Source organism: Granulicella mallensis MP5ACTX8, assembly GCF_000178955.2.
GTDB classification, from domain to species: Bacteria; Acidobacteriota; Terriglobia; order Terriglobales; family Acidobacteriaceae; genus Granulicella; species Granulicella mallensis.
The window spans coordinates 5,745,225-5,763,733 of sequence record NC_016631.1 but is presented as its reverse complement, the minus strand read 5'-3'; the positions used below and the strand labels follow the sequence as shown (position 1 = coordinate 5,763,733).

The 18,509-nt window shown below is 59.4% G+C and carries 13 protein-coding genes; 9 read left to right on the top strand and 4 right to left on the bottom strand.

The genetic code is table 11. The features are described 5' to 3' along the window. Nucleotides 1-3: 3 nt before the first annotated feature. Both ACIX8_RS22330 and ACIX8_RS22325 read right to left on the bottom strand, forming a co-directional pair. Nucleotides 4-330: a hypothetical protein gene (locus tag ACIX8_RS22330; RefSeq protein WP_044177311.1), complete on the bottom strand. Its 327-nt coding sequence runs from the start codon at nucleotides 328-330 to the stop codon at nucleotides 4-6. Between the two features lie 67 nt (nucleotides 331-397). After that, nucleotides 398-1,966, bottom strand: a complete 1,569-nt coding sequence (locus ACIX8_RS22325; RefSeq protein WP_014267664.1) for an Asp-tRNA(Asn)/Glu-tRNA(Gln) amidotransferase GatCAB subunit A — start codon at nucleotides 1,964-1,966, stop codon at nucleotides 398-400. Nucleotides 1,967-2,361: 395 nt separating this feature from the next. Here ACIX8_RS22325 and ACIX8_RS22320 point away from each other — a divergent pair, with 395 nt between their 5' ends. The 8 genes from ACIX8_RS22320 to ACIX8_RS22285 all read left to right on the top strand — a co-directional run bounded on the left by ACIX8_RS22320 (nucleotide 2,362) and on the right by ACIX8_RS22285 (nucleotide 13,582). After that, nucleotides 2,362-6,057: an NHL repeat containing protein gene (locus ACIX8_RS22320; protein WP_014267663.1), complete on the top strand. Its 3,696-nt coding sequence runs from the start codon at nucleotides 2,362-2,364 to the stop codon at nucleotides 6,055-6,057. A gap of 179 nt (nucleotides 6,058-6,236) precedes the next feature. Further along, on the top strand, nucleotides 6,237-7,016 hold the full coding sequence (locus ACIX8_RS22315) for an electron transfer flavoprotein subunit beta/FixA family protein (protein WP_014267662.1): 780 nt from the start codon (nucleotides 6,237-6,239) through the stop codon (nucleotides 7,014-7,016). Further along, complete coding sequence (locus ACIX8_RS22310; protein ID WP_014267661.1) at nucleotides 7,013-7,987, top strand: electron transfer flavoprotein subunit alpha/FixB family protein; 975 nt, start codon at nucleotides 7,013-7,015, stop codon at nucleotides 7,985-7,987. The genes ACIX8_RS22315 and ACIX8_RS22310 overlap by 4 nt, the downstream gene beginning before the upstream one ends. Before the next feature lie 438 nt (nucleotides 7,988-8,425). Beyond that, nucleotides 8,426-8,797, top strand: coding sequence for a hypothetical protein (locus ACIX8_RS22305; RefSeq protein ID WP_014267660.1), 372 nt, complete (start codon nucleotides 8,426-8,428; stop codon nucleotides 8,795-8,797). Nucleotides 8,798-8,980: 183 nt separating this feature from the next. Then, nucleotides 8,981-11,707: a TonB-dependent receptor gene (locus ACIX8_RS22300; protein WP_014267659.1), complete on the top strand. Its 2,727-nt coding sequence runs from the start codon at nucleotides 8,981-8,983 to the stop codon at nucleotides 11,705-11,707. A 72-nt stretch (nucleotides 11,708-11,779) separates the two neighbouring features. Further along, on the top strand, nucleotides 11,780-12,733 hold the full coding sequence (locus ACIX8_RS22295) for a DMT family transporter (protein ID WP_014267658.1): 954 nt from the start codon (nucleotides 11,780-11,782) through the stop codon (nucleotides 12,731-12,733). A gap of 40 nt (nucleotides 12,734-12,773) precedes the next feature. Continuing rightward, nucleotides 12,774-13,067 carry a UPF0175 family protein gene (locus tag ACIX8_RS22290; protein ID WP_014267657.1) on the top strand — a complete coding sequence of 98 codons (294 nt, stop codon included), beginning with the start codon at nucleotides 12,774-12,776 and terminating at the stop codon, nucleotides 13,065-13,067. 8 nt (nucleotides 13,068-13,075) lie between these two features. Next, entirely contained in the window at nucleotides 13,076-13,582 is a 507-nt protein-coding gene (locus ACIX8_RS22285; RefSeq protein WP_044177305.1) for a DUF3368 domain-containing protein, read from the top strand. A gap of 49 nt (nucleotides 13,583-13,631) precedes the next feature. Here ACIX8_RS22285 and cysS read toward each other — a convergent pair whose 3' ends face one another. After that, nucleotides 13,632-15,116 (bottom strand): cysteine--tRNA ligase, encoded by a 1,485-nt coding sequence (gene cysS, locus ACIX8_RS22280; RefSeq protein WP_014267654.1) that lies wholly within the window; start codon nucleotides 15,114-15,116, stop codon nucleotides 13,632-13,634. Nucleotides 15,117-15,236: 120 nt separating this feature from the next. Between cysS and ACIX8_RS22275 the strand changes: the two genes are divergently transcribed. After that, nucleotides 15,237-17,615, top strand: coding sequence for a S9 family peptidase (locus ACIX8_RS22275; protein ID WP_014267653.1), 2,379 nt, complete (start codon nucleotides 15,237-15,239; stop codon nucleotides 17,613-17,615). A gap of 229 nt (nucleotides 17,616-17,844) precedes the next feature. Here ACIX8_RS22275 and ACIX8_RS22270 read toward each other — a convergent pair whose 3' ends face one another. Beyond that, nucleotides 17,845-18,480: a hypothetical protein gene (locus ACIX8_RS22270; protein WP_014267652.1), complete on the bottom strand. Its 636-nt coding sequence runs from the start codon at nucleotides 18,478-18,480 to the stop codon at nucleotides 17,845-17,847. Nucleotides 18,481-18,509 lie beyond the last annotated feature (29 nt).

Here is an 18,509-nt window from a genome sequence, read left to right as displayed (position 1 = left end):
GGGCTAAGCGCGAGGGGGCAGGAAAGGAGGCGGGGTATCGTGTGTCGGGTAATGTTCCTTCCACAAGACAGGAACGATCGTTACGACAGCGACTGTAAATAACTGCGTCTGCTGGGGTGGCAGCCAGTGAAAGCCGCAGCAGGAACAGACTCCATTGCAGGTGTCGTTCACAGGCGGCGCCTGCTTGTCGGCAAGCGGGGCATGGTTGCTGTGCCAGCCTCCAAAGCCATCGCAGGTGGGACATATCGGCGAGACGATGCTCATCACAACCAGCAAAGCGCAGAGCAGTAACGCTGCGGCCTTGCTGCGGTTTGTGATGGAGCTGTGCATCGCTATTTCAGGATCGCATATCCGCGATGCTGTGTGATCGCAGGGCATTTCCGTGCCCTGGTTCTTTTTACGAAGCTTCTACGATCGACGGAGGCACCATGTCCGGCGTAAGCGTCGGCTTGCGTTTATGCCAGTCCGTGGCCTGCTGGTAGGCATAGCCCAGGGCGAGCACCTTGCCTTCGGCAAAGTGCGGCCCGGCGATCATCAGTCCGATGGGCAGGCCGCTGGTGCTGAAGCCGCAGGGGATCGTGAGTGCGGGGAGACCGTAGACATCGAACGGAGCCGTGTTGGTGCAGCCCGAGGGCGCTGCGAAGAAGTCATAGACCCGCGGCTTCTTCGTCCCCATCTCTGCTGCCAGCGAGTCGTTGATGGTGGGCGGAAGATTGCGGATGGTCGGCATGACGACGAGGTCGATATCGGTAAAGGCTGCATCCACGGTTCTGCGAATCAGGGCCAGTTCATCATGGGCGCGGGCACTATCCACGGCGCTGCCTCCCTGGATCATCCTCTCCAACTGCATCCGCGTGGGCGGCATGTAGGCCGTTGGGGCGCCTTTAAACAGAGGCTCATGGTAAGAGGCCGTATCGCCGAGCTGCATGAAGAAGTTGTTGCCCTCCGGCATGTCCGGCAAAGGCGCATGCGAGGTGATGCCGGCAGTCAGTTTGGACAGGACCTCGCAGGCAGCGGCGATGGCTGCTGCGACCTCGGGCTCCATGTGGTCGTAGAACTCGGCGGGCGCGCCGAGTTTGAAGCTCGAGACCGGCTGCTTCATGGCCTTCGTGTAGTCTTCGGGCCCGTGCTGCACGCTGAAGATGTCGAGGTTGTCATAACCCGTCATCTCTCCCAGCATCAGAGCGACGTCTTCCACGGAGCGCGCCATCGGTCCGCAGTGATCCAGTGAGGCGGCGCAGGGGATGATGCCGCGGATCGAGACGAGTCCGGTTGTCGGCTTCAGTCCGGCGATACCGCACCACGACGAAGGCACCCGGATGCTGCCGCCGGTATCGGTCCCCAGCGCCGCAAAGCAGAGGTCCCCGGCAACAGCAGCGCCGGAGCCCGCCGAAGATCCGCCGGTTACCCGATCGAGGGCCCAGGGATTGCGTGTCGGCCCAAAGTAGGAGACATCGCCCGTACAGCCCAGTGCGAATTCATGGAGGTTCAGCTTGCCCAGGATGATCGCGCCCGAGGCTTTCAGCTTGCGCACAATGGTGGCGTCTTCGGTCGGGATGCGCTTCTGGAAGACGCCACTGGCCGCTGTTGTGCGGGTGCCTGCGGTGTCGATGTTGTCCTTCAGGGCGATGGGAATGCCGTGTAACGGCCCGCGAAACTTGCCCGCCTTCTGTTCCTCATCCAGTTGGGCGGCTTGTTTCAAAGCTTCTCTGCCCATCACGGTGATGTAGGAGTTCAGCTTGGGATCGTAGACGGCGATGCGTCCCAGGACAGCCTTCGTCAGCTGGGTTGGGGTGACGCTGCGATTCCGGATGGCAGCCGAAGCTTCGGACAGGGTCATGGTGGTCAGCTTGTCGTCTGCCATGGCCTCGGCCTCCGCGCCGAGCGGCCACGAGGCCATCAATCCACCTGCCGCCAGCGCACCACCACAGAGCGCCGTGAAGTCCCGTCGCGAAAGCTTTGCCATCTTCTGTTGTCCTCTATTACGAGCGTCTCCTTTGTATTGGAGAGGTACAAGCGAAAACGTGCGAAATTATTGAACTCCGTTCAGTGGAGCTCGATTTGCGAAGCGAGTTTTGAACGAATCGTGTTTTCAGCTTTTCCGAAACCTCGTACCTCCGCTGATTCACACGAAGGGTGTAGCGAAGGCTGGAATGTCCGTGGTACCGTGTCTAGGCCGATCACTAGAAGAATTGTTGCTGGATTGTAACTACGGGCCAGGTTTCCTGTGTACAGAAACAATGAGTCCCGCAGCCGGTTTCATCTGACAGAGATTGCACTTTATTTGTGGCGTTGCGTCTTCAACCTTGAAGCAATGTGGCGCCGATTGCGTAACTTCAACTTGTTTTCGTGGAGTCTCTGTTGAACACCTTCTCTGCCTTCCTGCGTCCTCGCACTATCTCCGCTAACTCCTTTATTCGTCCTTTATGGAAGAATTGTGCCGTTGCCGGAATGGGCGCTGTTCTGTCTATGATTGCAGGAGTGGCATCTTCAGGCGCTTATGCGCAGACTGCGCATTTCAGTGGGTCGCAAGTCACGTTGCCTATCGCAGGCCTTAATAATCCCCATCAGATCGTTGTGGATGCGAACGGCAGCTTATATATTGCTGATACTTCTAATAATCGGGTTGTCAAGGAAACGCTATCGAGCGGTAGCTACACCGAAACCGCAATCGGCAGCGGCCTGAGCTCGCCCACCGGAGTTGCAGTAGATGCGAGCGGGAACGTCTATATTGCCGATTCGAATAACGGCAGGGCATTAAAAGAAACATTGTCGAACGGCAGCTATACCCAGAGCACGGTCCGCAGCAACCTAGGTTTTAGGTTGAATATTGCGGTAGATGCGAGCGGAGATATCTTTATAGCCGATCCGCTAAACAGCCGCGTGTTAAAAGAGACACCTTCGGGAAATGGCTACGTTGAGAGCACAATCGGAAGTAATCTTTCTACGCCCATTACTTTGGCTGTTGACAGAAGTGGGAATGTCTACATTGGAGACACGGGCAGCAATCAGGTCTTTAAAGAGACGCTGTCAGGCGGTAGCTACATCCAAACCACGATCGTCAGTGGCCTGAGTTCTGTCAGTAGTGTTGTAGTGGACGGTAGCAACAACGTTTATATCTCCGTCTACGGTACCGCCGGAGATGCGGAGGCAAGCCAGATATTGAAGGAGACGCCATCAAATGGCAGTTACGTTCAAAGCCTGGTTGGTAGTAGTAGTTATTTTGATGTAGTTCCGATCTATATTGCAGTGGATGTTGGCGGCAATGTCTTTGTGGCTACTTCCAACAGTCTGTTGAAGGTCACTCCATCAGCCGGAGACTTCGGCATGGTCAGCGTTGGCAGTTCAAGCTCGCCTGTTTCCCTGATCTTTACCCTCGACACAGCAGGTACGATTGGCGCCCCCGTGGTGCTGACCCAGGGCCAAACGGGTCTGGATTTTACCGATGCCGGTACAGGAACCTGCAGCACGTTTGGAACGACCTTCCAACATGCTGCGGGCGATAGCTGCACCGTGGATGTGGTCTTGAAGCCGGGCTTAGCTGGGCCTAGGTATGGGGCGGCGGAACTGCAGTCCAGCTCGGGGAATGTAATTGCCACGGGGTATGTTCATGGCACCGGACTGGGGCCTCAAGTGAACTTCCAGCCTGGTACCCAGAGCACCTTATCTCTCAGCAATGTGACCAATCCCTATGCCCTGGCGGCGGATACAGCGGGAGATCTTTATATCGCGAATGCTGTCAGTAGCAACAGTCCTCAGAACTCGGTTGTGAAGGAGACCTTATCCAACGGGAGCTTCACCCAGAGCACGGTAGCTACCGGTCTGGCGTATCCCGTTGGGGTCGCAGTCGATGGGGCCGGAAATGTTTACATTGCGGATCAGGATGCCGCGGAGGTGCTGGAAGAGACTCCGGCGAGCGGTGGCGGCTATGCGCAAAGTGTCGCATTCACCAACCTGGGCAATGTCGAATCGGTCGCGGTTGATGGGAACGGAAATGTCTATATTGCCAGCCCTACAGACGGGGTGTTGAAGGAGACTCTGACCGCAGGCGCTTACACTCAGAGCACCATTGCCAAGGCCGTTAATGCCTCCGGAATCGCCGTGGACGAACAAGGAAATGTCTATCTCGGCGATACCACAAACAACCAGGTGTTGATGGAGACCTTGTCCAACGGCAGCTACACCCAGAGCACGCTTGGTAGCGGGCTGAATCAGCCCCATGCGGTGTCTGTCGACGGCAGCGGCAACGTGTATATCGCGGATACCGGCAATAACCAGATCGTCAAGGAGACGCCTTCGGGGAGCAGTTACACCCAAAGTACGGTAGCAGGCGGCCTGAATCATGTTCTGGGAGTGGCAGTGGATGGTATCGGGAATGTCTTTGCCTCGAGCGCTGATGGTAGCGCGGCATGGGAGCTGAATTTCGCTAATCCACCGAGCCTCAGCTTCACGACCACGCCTGCGAATCCCACCAGCAGCGTCCAGACGGTAACAGTCGAGAACATCGGCAATGCTCCATTGAGCTTCCCCATTCCAGCTTCGGGAAATAATCCGAGCATCTCGGCCAACTTTAGTTTGGACAGCACGGGAACGACGGCCTGTCCTCTTGTGGGAGCCAGCGCCTCAACGGCCGGAACCCTGGTAGCGGGTGGCTCCTGCCTGCTGCCCATCAACTTTGTTCCAACCACTGGAGGGACCTCTTCCGGAGCCCTGGTGCTGACGGATAACAGCCTTAATGCCGTAGCGCCAAATTATGCGGTGCAGAGCATTGCATTGAGTGGGACGGCGCCACCAGCGCCTGTGCTGAGCTTTGCAACGATTCTCGGGCGAATGTATGGCACCGCGCCCTTTACGGTAAGTGCAACTTCGGCTTCCAGTGGAGCCGTGACCTATGCCGTGGTCAGTGGACCGGCAACCATCTCTGGCTCGACGGTTACCCTCACCGGAGCAGGTGATGTAGTTCTAAGCGCCAGTCAGGCAGCCAGTGGAAACTACGGCCCAGCGACAGCAATCGCCAGTTTCACCGTTGCCCCCGGAGTACCTGCGCTGAGCTTTGCGGAGATCGCTCCGCAGACGTATGGCACCGCGCCCTTTACGGTAAGTGCAACCTCGGCCTCCAGTGGAGCGGTGTTCTATACCGTGATCGATGGGCCGGCAACCCTCTCCGGTTCGACGGTTACGCTTACCGGGATAGGTACTGTAGTTCTGAGCGCCACGCAGTTAGCCACTGTCAACTATGAGGAGATAACGATAACCACCAGCTTTACCGTTGCGCCCATCGTGCCCGCGTTGAGCTTCGCAGCGATCCCCTCACAGACGTATGGCACCGCACCCTTTACGGTAAGTGCAACTTCGGCTTCCGGCGGAGCGGTAACTTATGCAGTGGTCAGTGGGCCGGCAACTATCTCCGGTTCGACGGTTACGCTCACCGGGGTAGGTACGGTCGTTCTAAGCGCCAACCAGGAACGCATCGGTAACTATGGTGTGGCATCTGCGACCACCAGCTTTACCGTAACTGCAGACGTCTTTACGCTTGCCTCGGGTTCGAGTCCTGCCAGTGCTACGACGACTGCGGGTGGAATGGTAAGTTACAGCCTTACCCTGACGCCTGGAGCCGGGACAAAGTTCCCCAACACGGTGGCGTTCGGCGTAACGGGTCTGCCTACAGGGGCGACAGCGACCTTCTCTCCGGTGACACTTCCGGCCGGTAGTGGAGCGACCACGGTCACCCTGACCATCCAGACCAGCAATGCCCAGACCGCCCGGAATGAGAACTCACCCTTGAAAGGGTCTCTGGCCACGATGGCATTTGCGCTGTTGATCCTGCCCTTGGCAGGGATGACATCGTTGCGAAAGCGGCAGCTATTGCGCCTATCGGTAATGCTGGCTATAGCGACATTGTCATTGGGAGCCATGTTGAGTTTGAGCGGTTGCGGTGGCAATCATGGTTCTTCCAGTTCATCCCCGACTGCACAGAATTATGCTCTGGTAATGACCGCAATGGATGCGGCCACAGGAGCGAAGAGTTCGGCTAACCTGACGCTGACTGTTCAATAGACAGAAGCTCCAGTTTCTCTCACTCTCATCTGCTCTTCACCTTTTCCGGAGCCCTGTTCCTGCTCTCTCTACAACTTCCGGCATGAAGAGCTTTGGAGGTTGGAGCGTCCGGCAGAGACGACGGAGCCTCCGATGCGGTAGGCTAACCGGTTGCGTCTAATGGATGTTGAGGGGTGCCGATGAAGATCGTTGTAGCAGTGAAGCAGGTTCCTGAGCGGGATGCCGCTGTACGGGTTGCGGCGGATGGCCGCAGCGTCGACGAGAGCGATGTTGCATGGACGATGAACGAACCCGATGCGTATGCGCTGGAAGAGGCGTTGCAGTTGAAGGAGCGCGACGGCGAGGGGGAAGTGGTCGTACTCTGCGCCGGGCCGGAGCGTGTGACGAGCACGCTGCGCGAAGCGCTGGCGAAGGGCGCGGACCGCGCGATCCATGTCGTTACGCCGGAGGAGGGGGAAGGTGCCCTGCCTTCGCGCGACACGCTGGGCGTGGCGAAGCTGCTGGCCGAGGCGATCAAGGCGGAGTCGCCTGACCTGGTACTGACGGGCTTGCAGTCGGACGATCTCGGGGCGGGACAGACCGGCGTTGTGGTGGCGGAGCTGCTGGGGGTGCCGCACGCGACGCTGGTGTTGCAAGTAGAGCGCGCCGGAGCAGGAATCAAGGTCAAGCGTGAGCTCGAAGATGGCTGGTTCCAGCACATCGAGATGCCGCTGCCCGCCTTGCTGACGATCCAGTCCGGCGGCAACAAGCTGCGCTATGCCACGCTGATGGGAATCAAGAAAGCCAAGTCGAAAGAGACGCGCGAGGTTGAAGCCGTGGCCGCTGGCGCACGTGTCGACGAGGTGGTGAAGGTCGCTCCTCCGGAGCGCGTGAAGCGGACGGAGATGTTGACCGGTTCGGCCGATGAGATTGCGACGAAGATCGTCGAGAAGCTGAAGTTTGAGGTAAAGGTTCTATGAGCGTCCTGGTCGTGATGGAACAGAAGGGCGATGCCGGATGGCATCGCATCAGCCTGGAGGCTCTGGCTGCAGGGCAGAAGCTGGCAGCAGAGCTTGGCGTTCCGTGCTCTGCCGTTGTCCTGGGCGAAGATGCAGGGATTGCGCCGCTCTCCGCCGAGCTTGCGACGAAGAAGCTTGCGGGTGCCTGGGCTGCCGGTCATGCTTTGCTGGCCCACTACACTGCGGATGCCTGGGTGGCTGCGCTGCAACAGCTCATTGCTGAGACGCAGCCGCGGTATGTCGTATTCCCGCACACGTATCAGGTGCGCGACTACGCGCCCGCGCTCGCGACGCGGCTGGGGCAGGTGCTCATCAGCGATGTGACGGGAATCCATTCGGGCCCGGTGTTCGTGCGCCAATGGATGCAGGGCAAGCTGAATGCGGAGTACGCGCACAAGGGTGATGGTGTCTGCCTGGTCTCAGTGCAGGCGGGCAGTTTTCGCGCCGATGAGGTAGAGGCAGGCTCGTGCGAAGTGAAGACCTTTGTGCCTCAGCTTGAGGCCGCACAGTTGCGCACCAAGCCGAGTGAGCCCTTCCGTGAGGCCACGCAGACGGTCGATCTCTCCGCCGCTCAGGTGATCGTCAGCGTGGGGCGCGGGATCGGCGAGCAGGAGAATCTTGGGCTCGCCGAAGAGCTTGCCGCTGCACTTGGTGCAGAGCTGGCGGCATCGCGGCCGATCTGTGACGCGGGCTGGCTGCCGATGGAACGTCAGGTTGGAAGCTCCGGCCAGACCGTTGCACCCAAGCTGTACCTGGCGGTTGGTATCTCGGGAGCCATTCAACATCTCGTCGGGATGAAGGGGGCGAAGACAGTCATCGCGATCAACAAGGATGCCGATGCTCCGATCTTCGAGATTGCGGATATAGGGGTGGTGGGCGATCTGTTTGAGGTCGTACCGGCGTTGACGAGGGCGATCAAGGGGGCGGCGTAAGGATTGGGGAGATTGCCCGGGCTGTTTTGTCTTTGCTTTTGTAGTTGTCTTTGCTTTTTTGGTTGTCATTCCGAGCGCAGCGAGCGAACCTGCTGTCTCCCGCTTTTCGCCATTGTCACCGCAAACGTTGTGCGTGAGCTCAAACCAAACTCCAGTTCCAGCGCGCGCATAATTTCTGGCGGGTACGAACAAAGAACAGGAGACAGCAGGTTCGCTCGCTGCGCTCGGAATGACAACCAGAAAAGCAAAAGCAAAGATAATTGCGAATGCAAACGCAAATTCATCCCCCACAAAATGGCGAATACCGCTATATTTACGGTCTTTCCGGGGTAGCTTCTGGGGTGCAGTGGCCCGGCCTAGCGCTAAAATGAGACCAGCGCGGCCTCACTTGCGTCATACTAGGGAGAGCGGTGTCTCGCATCGCTGCCCAGCAATCCTTTGACGAAACGAATCAAACGCGGAGCGAATGCCCCTGCGCACCCTACTTGGCTGCGCGTTCTGGCTCTTCTGTGCGCTCTGCTGCTCGGCTTTACCAGCTCTGCCCAGGCGGCACACGTCCATGGTGACTGGCTGCCGCATCACGCAGCGCAGGTAGGCTCCGCAGCCGATAATTCACAGGTTCCAGGCGGGGAGATCAACTGCCCGCTCTGCGTGGCGATGCATCTGTCGCTCCCGGTGGACTCCCATCTCGCTGCGGTTGGCCTGGTGCTGATGGAATGCAGGCTGGCGACGGCGATCGACCATGTGCCGGTCAGTCAGTGGCACTTTGCGATGTTCAGCAGGCCCCCTCCTGCTCTGAAAACTCTCTAGTCCCTTCATCTTTTTCGACTTTCGAAGATGGTTGCGCTCCTAAATCAGAGCGTGGCTAAGCGCCGCTGGCGTCATCTTCCCTTCAGAGGCTCTTCTCCCACGCCAACCCGCGCGGCAGAAGACCACGGACCGCATCTCGCGATGTCCGGAGTCTGCGTTTCAACAGACAGGAGTTTCGTTTTCATGCAAAGATCCCCCTTTCCCCGAATATTTGCCATCACGTTTGTGTTGGGCCTGCTGATGGCCTTCGCCGCCGGTGCGGCACTTGCCCAGAGCACCTCCGGCAACGTCGCCGGCACTGTGACCGATTCGACCGGCGCTGCCATCGCCAATGCCACCGTTGTTCTGGCCAACCCGGTAAGCGGCTATAGCCGCACGGTAACAACAGACACGACCGGACAGTTTCGCTTCGTCAATATTCCCTTCAACCCCTATCGCCTTGGTGTGACGGGCAGCGGATTCCAGCCCTTCAATAAGCTTGTTCAGGTGAACTCGGTGGTGCAGATCACGCTTCCGGTCAAACTGCAGGTGGCCGGTTCGACGACCAGTGTCGATGTAGACGCGCCTTCCGACCTTGTTGAGAACGACCCCACGGCGCACACCGACATCGACCGCTCGATGATTGATCACCTGCCGCTCGAGAGCGCCTCGTCCGAGTTGAGCTCGATCGTCACGCTGGCTTCCCCGGGCGTTGCGGCAGACTCCAACGGCCTGATGCACGGCCTCGGAGACCACGCGGAGAACTCGTTCAACATTGATGGCCAGCCCATCACCGATCAGCAGAGCAAGGTCTTCTCCAACCAGGTTCCGGCAGCGGCTGTGCAGTCCCTCGAGGTAATCGAAGGCGCTCCTCCGGCTGAGTATGGCGATAAGACCAGCCTCGTGGTGAAGGCAACCACCCGTTCAGGCCAGGGTGTGCTGAAGCCGACCGGTGCTATCACCCTGTCGTACGGAACGTTCGGTTCCGGGAACCTCGCCTTCGATCTCGCCTACGGCGGCAAGAACTGGGGCAACTTCATCGCGGCCAACGGGCTTGAGTCGGGACGCTTCCTCGACGCGCCGGAGTTTGCTGTGTATCACGACAAGGGCAACGAAGAGAACTTCTTCGATCGCTTCGACTATCAGCTCAGCAACGTGAGCTCGATCCACACCAACGTGCAGTACACACGCTCGTGGTTCCAGACGCCGAACAGCTTCGACTCGCAGTTCGGCTTCGTGCAGAGTGGCGAGAATCCCACGGTAACTGATCAGCGCTCGAAGATCGAGACGTTCGACCTGGCGCCGACCTATACCCGTACCATCGGCGCGTACAGCGTCTTCAACTTCGGTCCGTATATCCGCCGCGACGCGTACAACTACTATCCGAGCAACAATCCTCTGTCGGACCTTGGCCCTGCGAACCTGCAGCAGGAGAGCGTGGCGCAGCAGCGCTCTTTGACCAATGCTGGCGTTCACTCCGACTGGTCGTATGTGAGGGGCATCAACAACGTGAAGATCGGCGGCATGTATGCGCAGACCTTCCTGCGTGAGAACGATCAGCTTGCCCTGGTTGATCCCACGCTGAATGCTCCGTGCCTGGACGACAACAGCAACGCGCTTCCCGGCAACCCGAACCCCTGCGCGAATCCGAACCCGAACTTCAACCCCGTGCTCTTTCCCTTCGACCTGACGCGCGGCGGCAAGTTCTACGCCTGGCACGGCCAGACCGATGTGAAGCAGCTTGCACTCTACGCGCAGGACCAGATCACCATCGGCAACTGGCTGTTCAATGCCGGTATCCGTGGCGACTTCTACAACGGTCTCGCCATCCAGCGTCAGGCTGAGCCCCGCGCGGGCATCTCCTATAACGTCAAGAAGACGAACACGGTGCTGCGCGTTTCGTACGCTCGTACGCAGGAGACACCCTTCAACGAGAACCTTGTGCTCTCCAGCCAGGGCTGCCTCGATCCCGTGCTCAACGGCATCTTCTCGCAGCAGTATGGTTCGTGCATTGCGGTGCCGTTCAATCCCGGCTTCCGCAACGAGTTCCATGCCGGCCTGCAGCAGGGTATCGGCCGCCACTTCGTCATCGACGGCGAGTATATCTGGAAGTACACCCACAACGCGTATGACTTCAGCGTACTGGGTGCAACGCCCATCACGTTCCCCATCGAATGGCAGAACTCGAAGATTCCGGGCGTCGCTGTCAGCGGCACTCTGACTGAGGTCAAGGGCCTGTCGGCACGTGTCACGATGTCTTCGGTGGCGGCGCGTTTCTTCACCCCGCAGCTTGGCGGCGTGGGTGCGGTTCCGACGAGCACGATCACCGCGGCGGATTCAGTGCCGTTCCGCATCGATCACGACGAGAAGTTCAACGAGACGACGCATGTTGAGTACAAGATGCCGTTCCGCAAGAGCCTCTATTACTCCTTCAACTGGAAGTTCGACAGTGGTCTGGTTGCCGGTGCTGTGCCGTGCTTCACAACGGCTGCGCAGGACTCGAACACGGACTGCGACGGTACCTCCAAGATTGTGAATGGCGTACCCACAATCGACTTGAGCGGTCTGGATGCGGACCAGCAGTTTCAGGCCGGGTTGACCTGCGACGGTGTAAAAGCCACGCAGGCACAGGGCTTCCTGAGCTGCGATGCCGCTGGCCTTTCTTCGAAGCTGGTCACCATCCCCGCGCCTGGCACGGAGGATGCGGACCACAATCCGCCCCGCGTGGCTTCGCGTAACCTGTTCGACATGGCCCTGGGCGACGACAACGTCTACCACTTCGGCGATGACGCACACTACAGGATCGGCGCCCGTGTGACGGCGATCAACGTGACCAACAAGTACGCACTCTATAACTTCCTCTCGACGTTCTCGGGCACGCACTATGTGTCTCCGCGCACGGTGACGGGGGAGATCTCGTTCAACTTCTAAACCGTTGTATTGCGACAGAGAACGGCCGCCCAACTGGGCGGCCGTTTCTTTTGTCCCGTAGCATGGAAGGAAATGTCTTCCAAGCTGCCCAAATCCACACTGGTTCTGCTGGCCTTTGCCAGCGTGTATCTGTTCTGGGGATCGACCTATACGGCGATCCACATTGCGGGCGAGCATCTACCCGTGCCGGTGGTGTCGGGCGCACGGTCGCTGATTACGGCGATATTGATCCTGTTGATCTGCTTTGTCGGGAAGAAGAGTCTGCGCGTGCCGAAAGGGGAGGCGTGGAAGCTGGTAGTGGTGGGATTGCTCTTCATGTCCGGCAACAACATGCTGCTCACGTGGGGCGAGAAGATGGTGCCCTCGGGGTTTGCGTCGCTGATTGTGTCCACCATGCCGATCATGATTGCCCTGATGGAGATGGCCCTGCCCGGCGGCGATGCGCTGAACAAGCGCGGATGGGCAGGCACACTGCTTGGGACTTTCGGCATCGTGATGCTGGTGTGGCCGTCGCTGCATCAAGGCGCGGAGCTGGCAGGCTATTCCAGGCCGCTATTGGGAGTGCTGGTGCTGTTAGGAGCGGCGCTGTCGTTCGGCATTGGTTCGGTGCTGTCGCGGAGATTCCATTTCAAGGCGGACACGCTGGTCGCCACCGGATGGCAGATCGGAGCGGCGGGCGTCTTCAATGCCCTGATCGCCGTGGGGAGTGGTAGCTTGCATCGCATGGTGTGGACGTGGCCTGGCTTCGGGGCGGTCGTCTACCTGTCGATCTTCGGCTCGCTGTTCGGCCTGGTTGCCTTTACGTATCTGCTGCAGAACGTCGCGGTTACGAAGGTGGCGACCTATGCGTTTGTGAATCCAGTGATCGCTGTGCTGCTCGGGGTGTTATTTCTGCATGAGCGGCTGGCGAAGACGGAGATCCTGGGCATGGCGGTGGTCGTTTGTGGGGTGGCGACGGTGGTGCTCAGCCGGGTCAATCGAACGAAGCGAGAGATCGTGGGGATGGCTGGCGACGCGGTGGAGTAAGGCTGGTTCAGCAGGTTGCCAGCAGTGATAAGCTACCGTCATGCAAGTGACCGTTGAATTACCGGATGACCTTGCCCGCCAGATGATTCCCGCTGGCCACGATCCAGCGCGCGTTGCATTAGAAGATATGGCGGTAGAGGCGTATCGGGCACATCGGCTGACCGAGCATCAACTCGCTAGTCTTCTAGGGCTTGGTCGATACGAGTTAGATGGCTTTCTGAAACAGCGCGACGTGTGGTTCGAATATTCGACGGATGACATTCAACGGGAGTTGGAAACTGGTAAAAGGCTCTGGAAGCAACGCGAGGAAGAACCCGGCACGTTTCGCGGGTAGCGTAACCGATGATTGTCATCGCCGATTCCGGTCCTCTGCGTTACCTTGTGCTCATTGAAGAAGCAAGCCTGTTGAATGTTCTGTATGGCGGTATCGTTATTCCGCCTGGAGTAGTCAGCGAACTCACACAGCCAGATACCCCACAGTCTGTTCGCATATGGATGGAACAACTTCCAGAGTGGATTGCGGTTCGATCCCCTGGCCTGCCGTTGCCAATCTTTCCATCCAGTCTTGGCCTGGGAGAGCGCGAGGCGATTGCACTGGCCGAAGAGCTTGATGCCGATGCGTTGCTCGTCGATGACGAAGCAGCGCGGATTGAAGCATCTCGGCGCAATATTCCCATTCAAGGGACCTTGGGCATTCTTGATCTTGCCGCTGAACACGGTTTTGCCGATTTATCCGATGCGATACGGCGGCTGCAGAGTACGAATTTTCGCGCCAGCAGAAAGTTGATTCAATTCTTCCTGGATCGAGATGCGCAGCGAAAGAAACAGAAAGCCGAGCGAGGTGAATAAGCCGCTATGCGCCCTTAGCAAGGACATATAGCGACTTATAACGGTTCTATTACTTCCGCTTCCAGCGCACGCCATCCTTCGAATCCTCAAGGATGATGCCCTTTTCGAGAAGCTCATTGCGGACGGCGTCGGCGCGGGCGAAGTTGCGCTGCTTCTTGGCCAGGGTACGCTCGGCGACCAGGGCGTCAATGTCCGCGTCGCTCAGGCTCAGCGTTGCGAGCAGGGAGGCGTCGGCCTCGCCGAGGCGTCCTTCGGACTCCGCCCAGGCAATGGCGGCGCGGGTGAGCTCGGCATCGTGGTCTTCAAGCACCGCGAAGATCGAATCGAACTTTGCCAGCAGGGTCAGCATCGCGTCGGCATCGGTGCGGACGAGCTTCGACTGGTCGGCGGCGCTGTTGACTGCGCGTAGCACGTCGAAGATTGCGGCCCGCGCTTCGGCGGTGTTCAGGTCATTGCCCAGGGCAGCGGTGAATTTCTCATCGCCCAGGCGAATGGCGGAGGCGACACTGTCGTCCGCGGGAGCGCTCTCCGGCCACTTGCCGTCACGAATCCGGGCGTAGAACGTGCGCAGGCGCTCGACGGCGTTGGTCGATTCGGTAAGGCCGTCAAAGGTGAAGTTGAGCTGGTGGCGGTAGGGCACGCTCAGCAGCAGAAACCGGATCGCCGAGGCGCGATGGCCCTTCAGCAGCAGGTCGCGAAGGGTGTAGAAGTTGCCCTCGGACTTCGACATCTTCTTGCCTTCGACCAGCAGGAAGCGCACATGGAACCAGTGCCGCGCAAACGGCTGATGCGTGGCGCACTCGCTCTGCGCGATCTCGTTCTCGTGGTGCGGGAACATCAGGTCTTCGCCGCCGGCGTGCAGGTCGAAGCTGTCGCCGAGGTACTTCATGGCCATCGCGGAGCACTCGATGTGCCAGCCGGGACGGCCTTTGCCGAGCGCGGTATCCCAGCTCGTCTCGCCGGGCTTGGTGGCCTTCCAGAGCGCGAAGTCGCGGGCGGCGTCCTTGTCGTATTCATCGACGTCGACGCGCGCGCCGTCCTCAATGCCCTCGAAATCCTTCTTGGAGAGCTTGCCGTACTCCGGGAAGCGCGCGATACGGAAGTACCACGAGCCGTCCTCGGCCTTGTAGGCGATGTCCTGGGCCGCAAGCCGCTCGATGAGCGTGACCATGTCGCCGATATTCTCGGTCGCACGCGCGATCTGCTCGGGGCGCTCGACGCCGAGGGCGTCCATGTCTTCGAAGAACGCGCGCTCGAACTTGGCCGTGTACTCGCCGATGGGCAGGCCGGCGTTGCCGGCATTGCGGATGATCTTGTCATCGACATCGGTGATGTTCATCACGTGGTGCAGGCCCATGCCGTAGAGCCGCGCGGTACGGCGCAGCATGTCTACGTGCAGGAACGTGCGGAAGTTGCCGATGTGACCGTAGTCATAGACCGTGGGGCCGCAACAATAAAAGCGCAGCGCGTGTCCGTCAGAGGCAAATAACGGTTCGATTTTTCCGGAGAGAGTATTGAAGAGTTCGAGGGCCACGCGTCGTTGGGTGCCGCTGGATATGGAATTTGCACCACATCGCAGGCTGCTTTCTGCTGTGTTTGCTGCTCTTTGATTTTAGCTGAAGAGCCCTGTCGCGGTACCCTTATCTCGATCACTATGCCTAAGCGCCCCGTTTCGCTCCTTGCCGCAGCCCTCGTTCTTACCGCTTTCCCTCTCGCCGCACAGCAGGTCTACACGGCCCACGATTATGCTCAGGCCGAACGGTGGATGGCGTACAACGTCCACAGCCTGGTGCATCACACCATCAGCGGCATCGAGTATCTGCCCGATGGCCGCGTCTTTTACAGCGATCCGGACCCGGAGGGGGTGGTCTACAGGCTCGCCGACCCGGCCCACGGAACGCAGGCCCCGGCCTTCGACAATGCCAAACTGGCCACGGCCTTGACCGCGGTGAGCAAGCGGGCGGTTTCGGCCAAACACCTCGGGGTGACCGGCTATACGCCCGATGCGGCTGGCGGGGGCTTTACCGTCGATCTGGGCTGGAACAAGTTTCACTGCGACGCGGCGGTCGTGGCCTGCACGGCGGTGACCGCCCCGAAACCTGCGGCAGGGAAGCCTGCCGGCAGCAAAGCTCCGTTTGACCTCTCGCCCGACAAGAAGCTCGCGGCATTTATCCGGGACAACAACCTGTGGGTGCGGGTGGAAGCCACCGGCGAGGAGCGCCAGCTCACCAGGGACGGCGTAAAGGACTTCGGCTACGCCACCGATAACGCCGGCTGGACGCACTCCGACGCTCCTATCGTCGTATGGTCTCCGGACTCGAAGAAGATTGCGACCTTCCAGCAGGACCAGCGCAAGACCGGCAGCCTGTACCTGGTGCCCGTCACGAACCGGCACCCGCAGCTTGACGAGTGGAAGTATCCTCTGGCGGGCGACAAAGATGTCACGACGATTCAGCGGGTGGTCATCGACGTGGATACAGCCAGGATGACGCGCCTGAAGATGCCGCCCGACCAGCACCGCAGCACCATCTGCGACGACGTAAGTTGCAGCGGTGGCTCGGGCTGGGACGACGTCCAGTTCGCCCCTGACGGCAAGCACCTTGCCTTTGTCTCCAGCTCGCGCGACCACAAGGACGCCTGGTTCCGGGTGGCCGATACGGAGACCGGCGCGGTGCGGGAGGTTTACCACGAGCATGTGCCGACGTACTACGAGTCGGGCCAGGGCAAGGTGAGCTGGCGTTATCTGCCGGAGTCCAACGAGTTCGTCTGGTACTCGGAGCGCGATAATTGGGGCCAGCTTTATCTCTATGACCTGACCACGGGCAAGCTGAAGAACCAGATCACGCACGGCGAAGGCCCGGTGAACCAGTTGTCGCAGGTCGACACAAAGAACCGCGTGCTCTACTTCCTGGCTACCGGCAAAGAGAAGGAAGACGATCCCTACTTCGTGAAGTACTATCGCGCTGACTTCGACGGCCAGCACCAGCAGTTGCTGACGCCGAAGATGGCCGACCACGTCATCACGCCGTCGCCGGACAGCAGCACGTTCGTCGATGTCTATTCGACCGTGCAGACGCCACAGACCTCCGTGCTGCGCGACAACACCGGCAAGGTGCTGGTAACGCTGGCGCACCAGGATATCTCGCAGCTTCTTGCAGCGGGATGGAAGCCGCCCACTCCGATTACAGTGAAGGCGCGCGACGGCCAGACGCCGCTCTACGGCTTTCTATGGAAGCCGACGTTCTTCGACGAGACGAAGAAGTATCCGATTGTGAACTACGTCTATGCGGGGCCTTATACGGGTTCCTGCGGCGCACGTAGCTTCTCGGCGGCACACCTCGATAATCAGTCGCTGGCCGACCTGGGTTTTGTCGTAGTTTGCATCGACGCTCTGGGTACGCCGTTCCGCTCCAAGAGCTTCCACGACGAGCACGCTTCGACCGCAGCGGATCTATCGGACGATACGATTCCCGACCAGGTTGCGGGGATCAAAGAGCTTGCGTCACGCTTCTCCTGGATCGATCTCGATCGCGTGGGCGTCTGGGGACACTCCGGCGGTGGCAATGCCACGGTGAATGCGATGTTCCATTACCCCGACTTCTATAAAGTCGGCTGGGCTGAGAGCGGCAACCACGACAATCGCGAGTATGAAGACGACTGGGATGAGAAGTGGGCCGGCCTCGAAGTGATCTCACCCGACGGCAAGAGCAACTACGATGCCCAGGCCAATGAGAACTACGCGAAGAACCTGAAGGGCCACCTAATGCTTACGCACGGAACGATGGACGACAACGTGCCGATGAACAACACGCTGCTCGTGGTCGACGCGCTCATCAAAGCCAACAAGAACTTCGATCTTCTGATGATTCCGAACGCGCACCATGGCTACGGTGAAGCAACGCCGTATGTGATGCGTCGCCGCTGGGATTACTTTGTGCGCAATCTTGCGGGAGGCGTGCCTCCGGAGAACTATGAGACGAAGCCGTGGTCGGAGATGATTCGTGCGATGTATGGGCCGTCGGCTAGCGAGTAGCAGTTGCTTTGCTTTTCTGGTTTGTCATTCCGAGCGCAGCGAGTGAATCTGCTTCCTCCCGCTTTTCGCCAGTATCACCGCAAACGTTGTGCGCCCGTTCAAGCCGGTCTCCGTTATAGCGCGTGTATTTCTGGGTGATGCGACCGAAGAACGGGAGGAAGCAGATTCGCTCGCTACGCTCGGAATGACAACAAGAAAAGCAAAGGCAAAAGACAGTTGCTTTTCTCCACTACTCCACGATCTTGCCGTCCGCGCCTGTAACCGGCTGAGAGCTTGTTGCCGGCGGCTGGACCTGCCATCCATTGCTGGTGTCCACGAGGGTGGCGGTTGCACTGCCGTTCGAGAGGTCGTCCTTTACATGTGGGAAGGCGTTCTGTGTCTCCGCGGCCTGTGCCCATGCGGGCGCGCCCGAGAAGCCGAAGTGGTAGCTTACCTGGGTCGTCGCACCCGGCTGACCACTGTTGGGAGAGGCACTGTCGATCGACTGCACCGTGCGGTGTCCATAGCAGAAGTTGCCGAAGCCCGGTTGCGTTGTGTCTGCGGTCCACGTGCTGCGTCCGTTATCGCTCAGATCGTAGTTGGTGACTCGCTTGGTTGCGATGATGAGCACCTTCTTCTCGCTGGCGTTTCTTGTGAGAAGCCCCTGATCGAAGAGCGCGTCATAGGGAGCGGTCTTGCTCGTGTCAGAGGTGTCGACCTGCGCAGGAAACTGGATGGGCTGCGGCCAGAGGCAGGAGGGGTGCGCTGCGTAGTAGGTGTCGATAGCGCTCTTGTAGTTGAGGGTGTTGTCGGCGGTCTTTTTGCAGCCGGTCGATAGGAGTGTCGCCGCGCATAGGATGGTTGCGGCTTTGAAAGCATTACGCATGTCTCACCTCACTCCGGGTGAGATGCAGA

What these genes read in the sequence shown, in the direction of transcription:
- ACIX8_RS22270 (WP_014267652.1), bottom strand. Translation starts at nt 18,480, where the DNA reads ATGCGTAATGCTTTCAAAGCCGCAACCATCCTATGCGCGGCGACACTC.
- ACIX8_RS22285 (WP_044177305.1), top strand. Translation starts at nt 13,076, where the DNA reads ATGATTGTCATCGCCGATTCCGGTCCTCTGCGTTACCTTGTGCTCATT.
- ACIX8_RS22275 (WP_014267653.1), top strand. Translation starts at nt 15,237, where the DNA reads ATGCCTAAGCGCCCCGTTTCGCTCCTTGCCGCAGCCCTCGTTCTTACC.
- ACIX8_RS22325 (WP_014267664.1), bottom strand. Translation starts at nt 1,966, where the DNA reads ATGGCAAAGCTTTCGCGACGGGACTTCACGGCGCTCTGTGGTGGTGCG.
- ACIX8_RS22315 (WP_014267662.1), top strand. Translation starts at nt 6,237, where the DNA reads ATGAAGATCGTTGTAGCAGTGAAGCAGGTTCCTGAGCGGGATGCCGCT.
- ACIX8_RS22295 (WP_014267658.1), top strand. Translation starts at nt 11,780, where the DNA reads ATGTCTTCCAAGCTGCCCAAATCCACACTGGTTCTGCTGGCCTTTGCC.
- ACIX8_RS22330 (WP_044177311.1), bottom strand. Translation starts at nt 330, where the DNA reads ATGCACAGCTCCATCACAAACCGCAGCAAGGCCGCAGCGTTACTGCTC.
- ACIX8_RS22290 (WP_014267657.1), top strand. Translation starts at nt 12,774, where the DNA reads ATGCAAGTGACCGTTGAATTACCGGATGACCTTGCCCGCCAGATGATT.
- ACIX8_RS22310 (WP_014267661.1), top strand. Translation starts at nt 7,013, where the DNA reads ATGAGCGTCCTGGTCGTGATGGAACAGAAGGGCGATGCCGGATGGCAT.
- ACIX8_RS22300 (WP_014267659.1), top strand. Translation starts at nt 8,981, where the DNA reads ATGCAAAGATCCCCCTTTCCCCGAATATTTGCCATCACGTTTGTGTTG.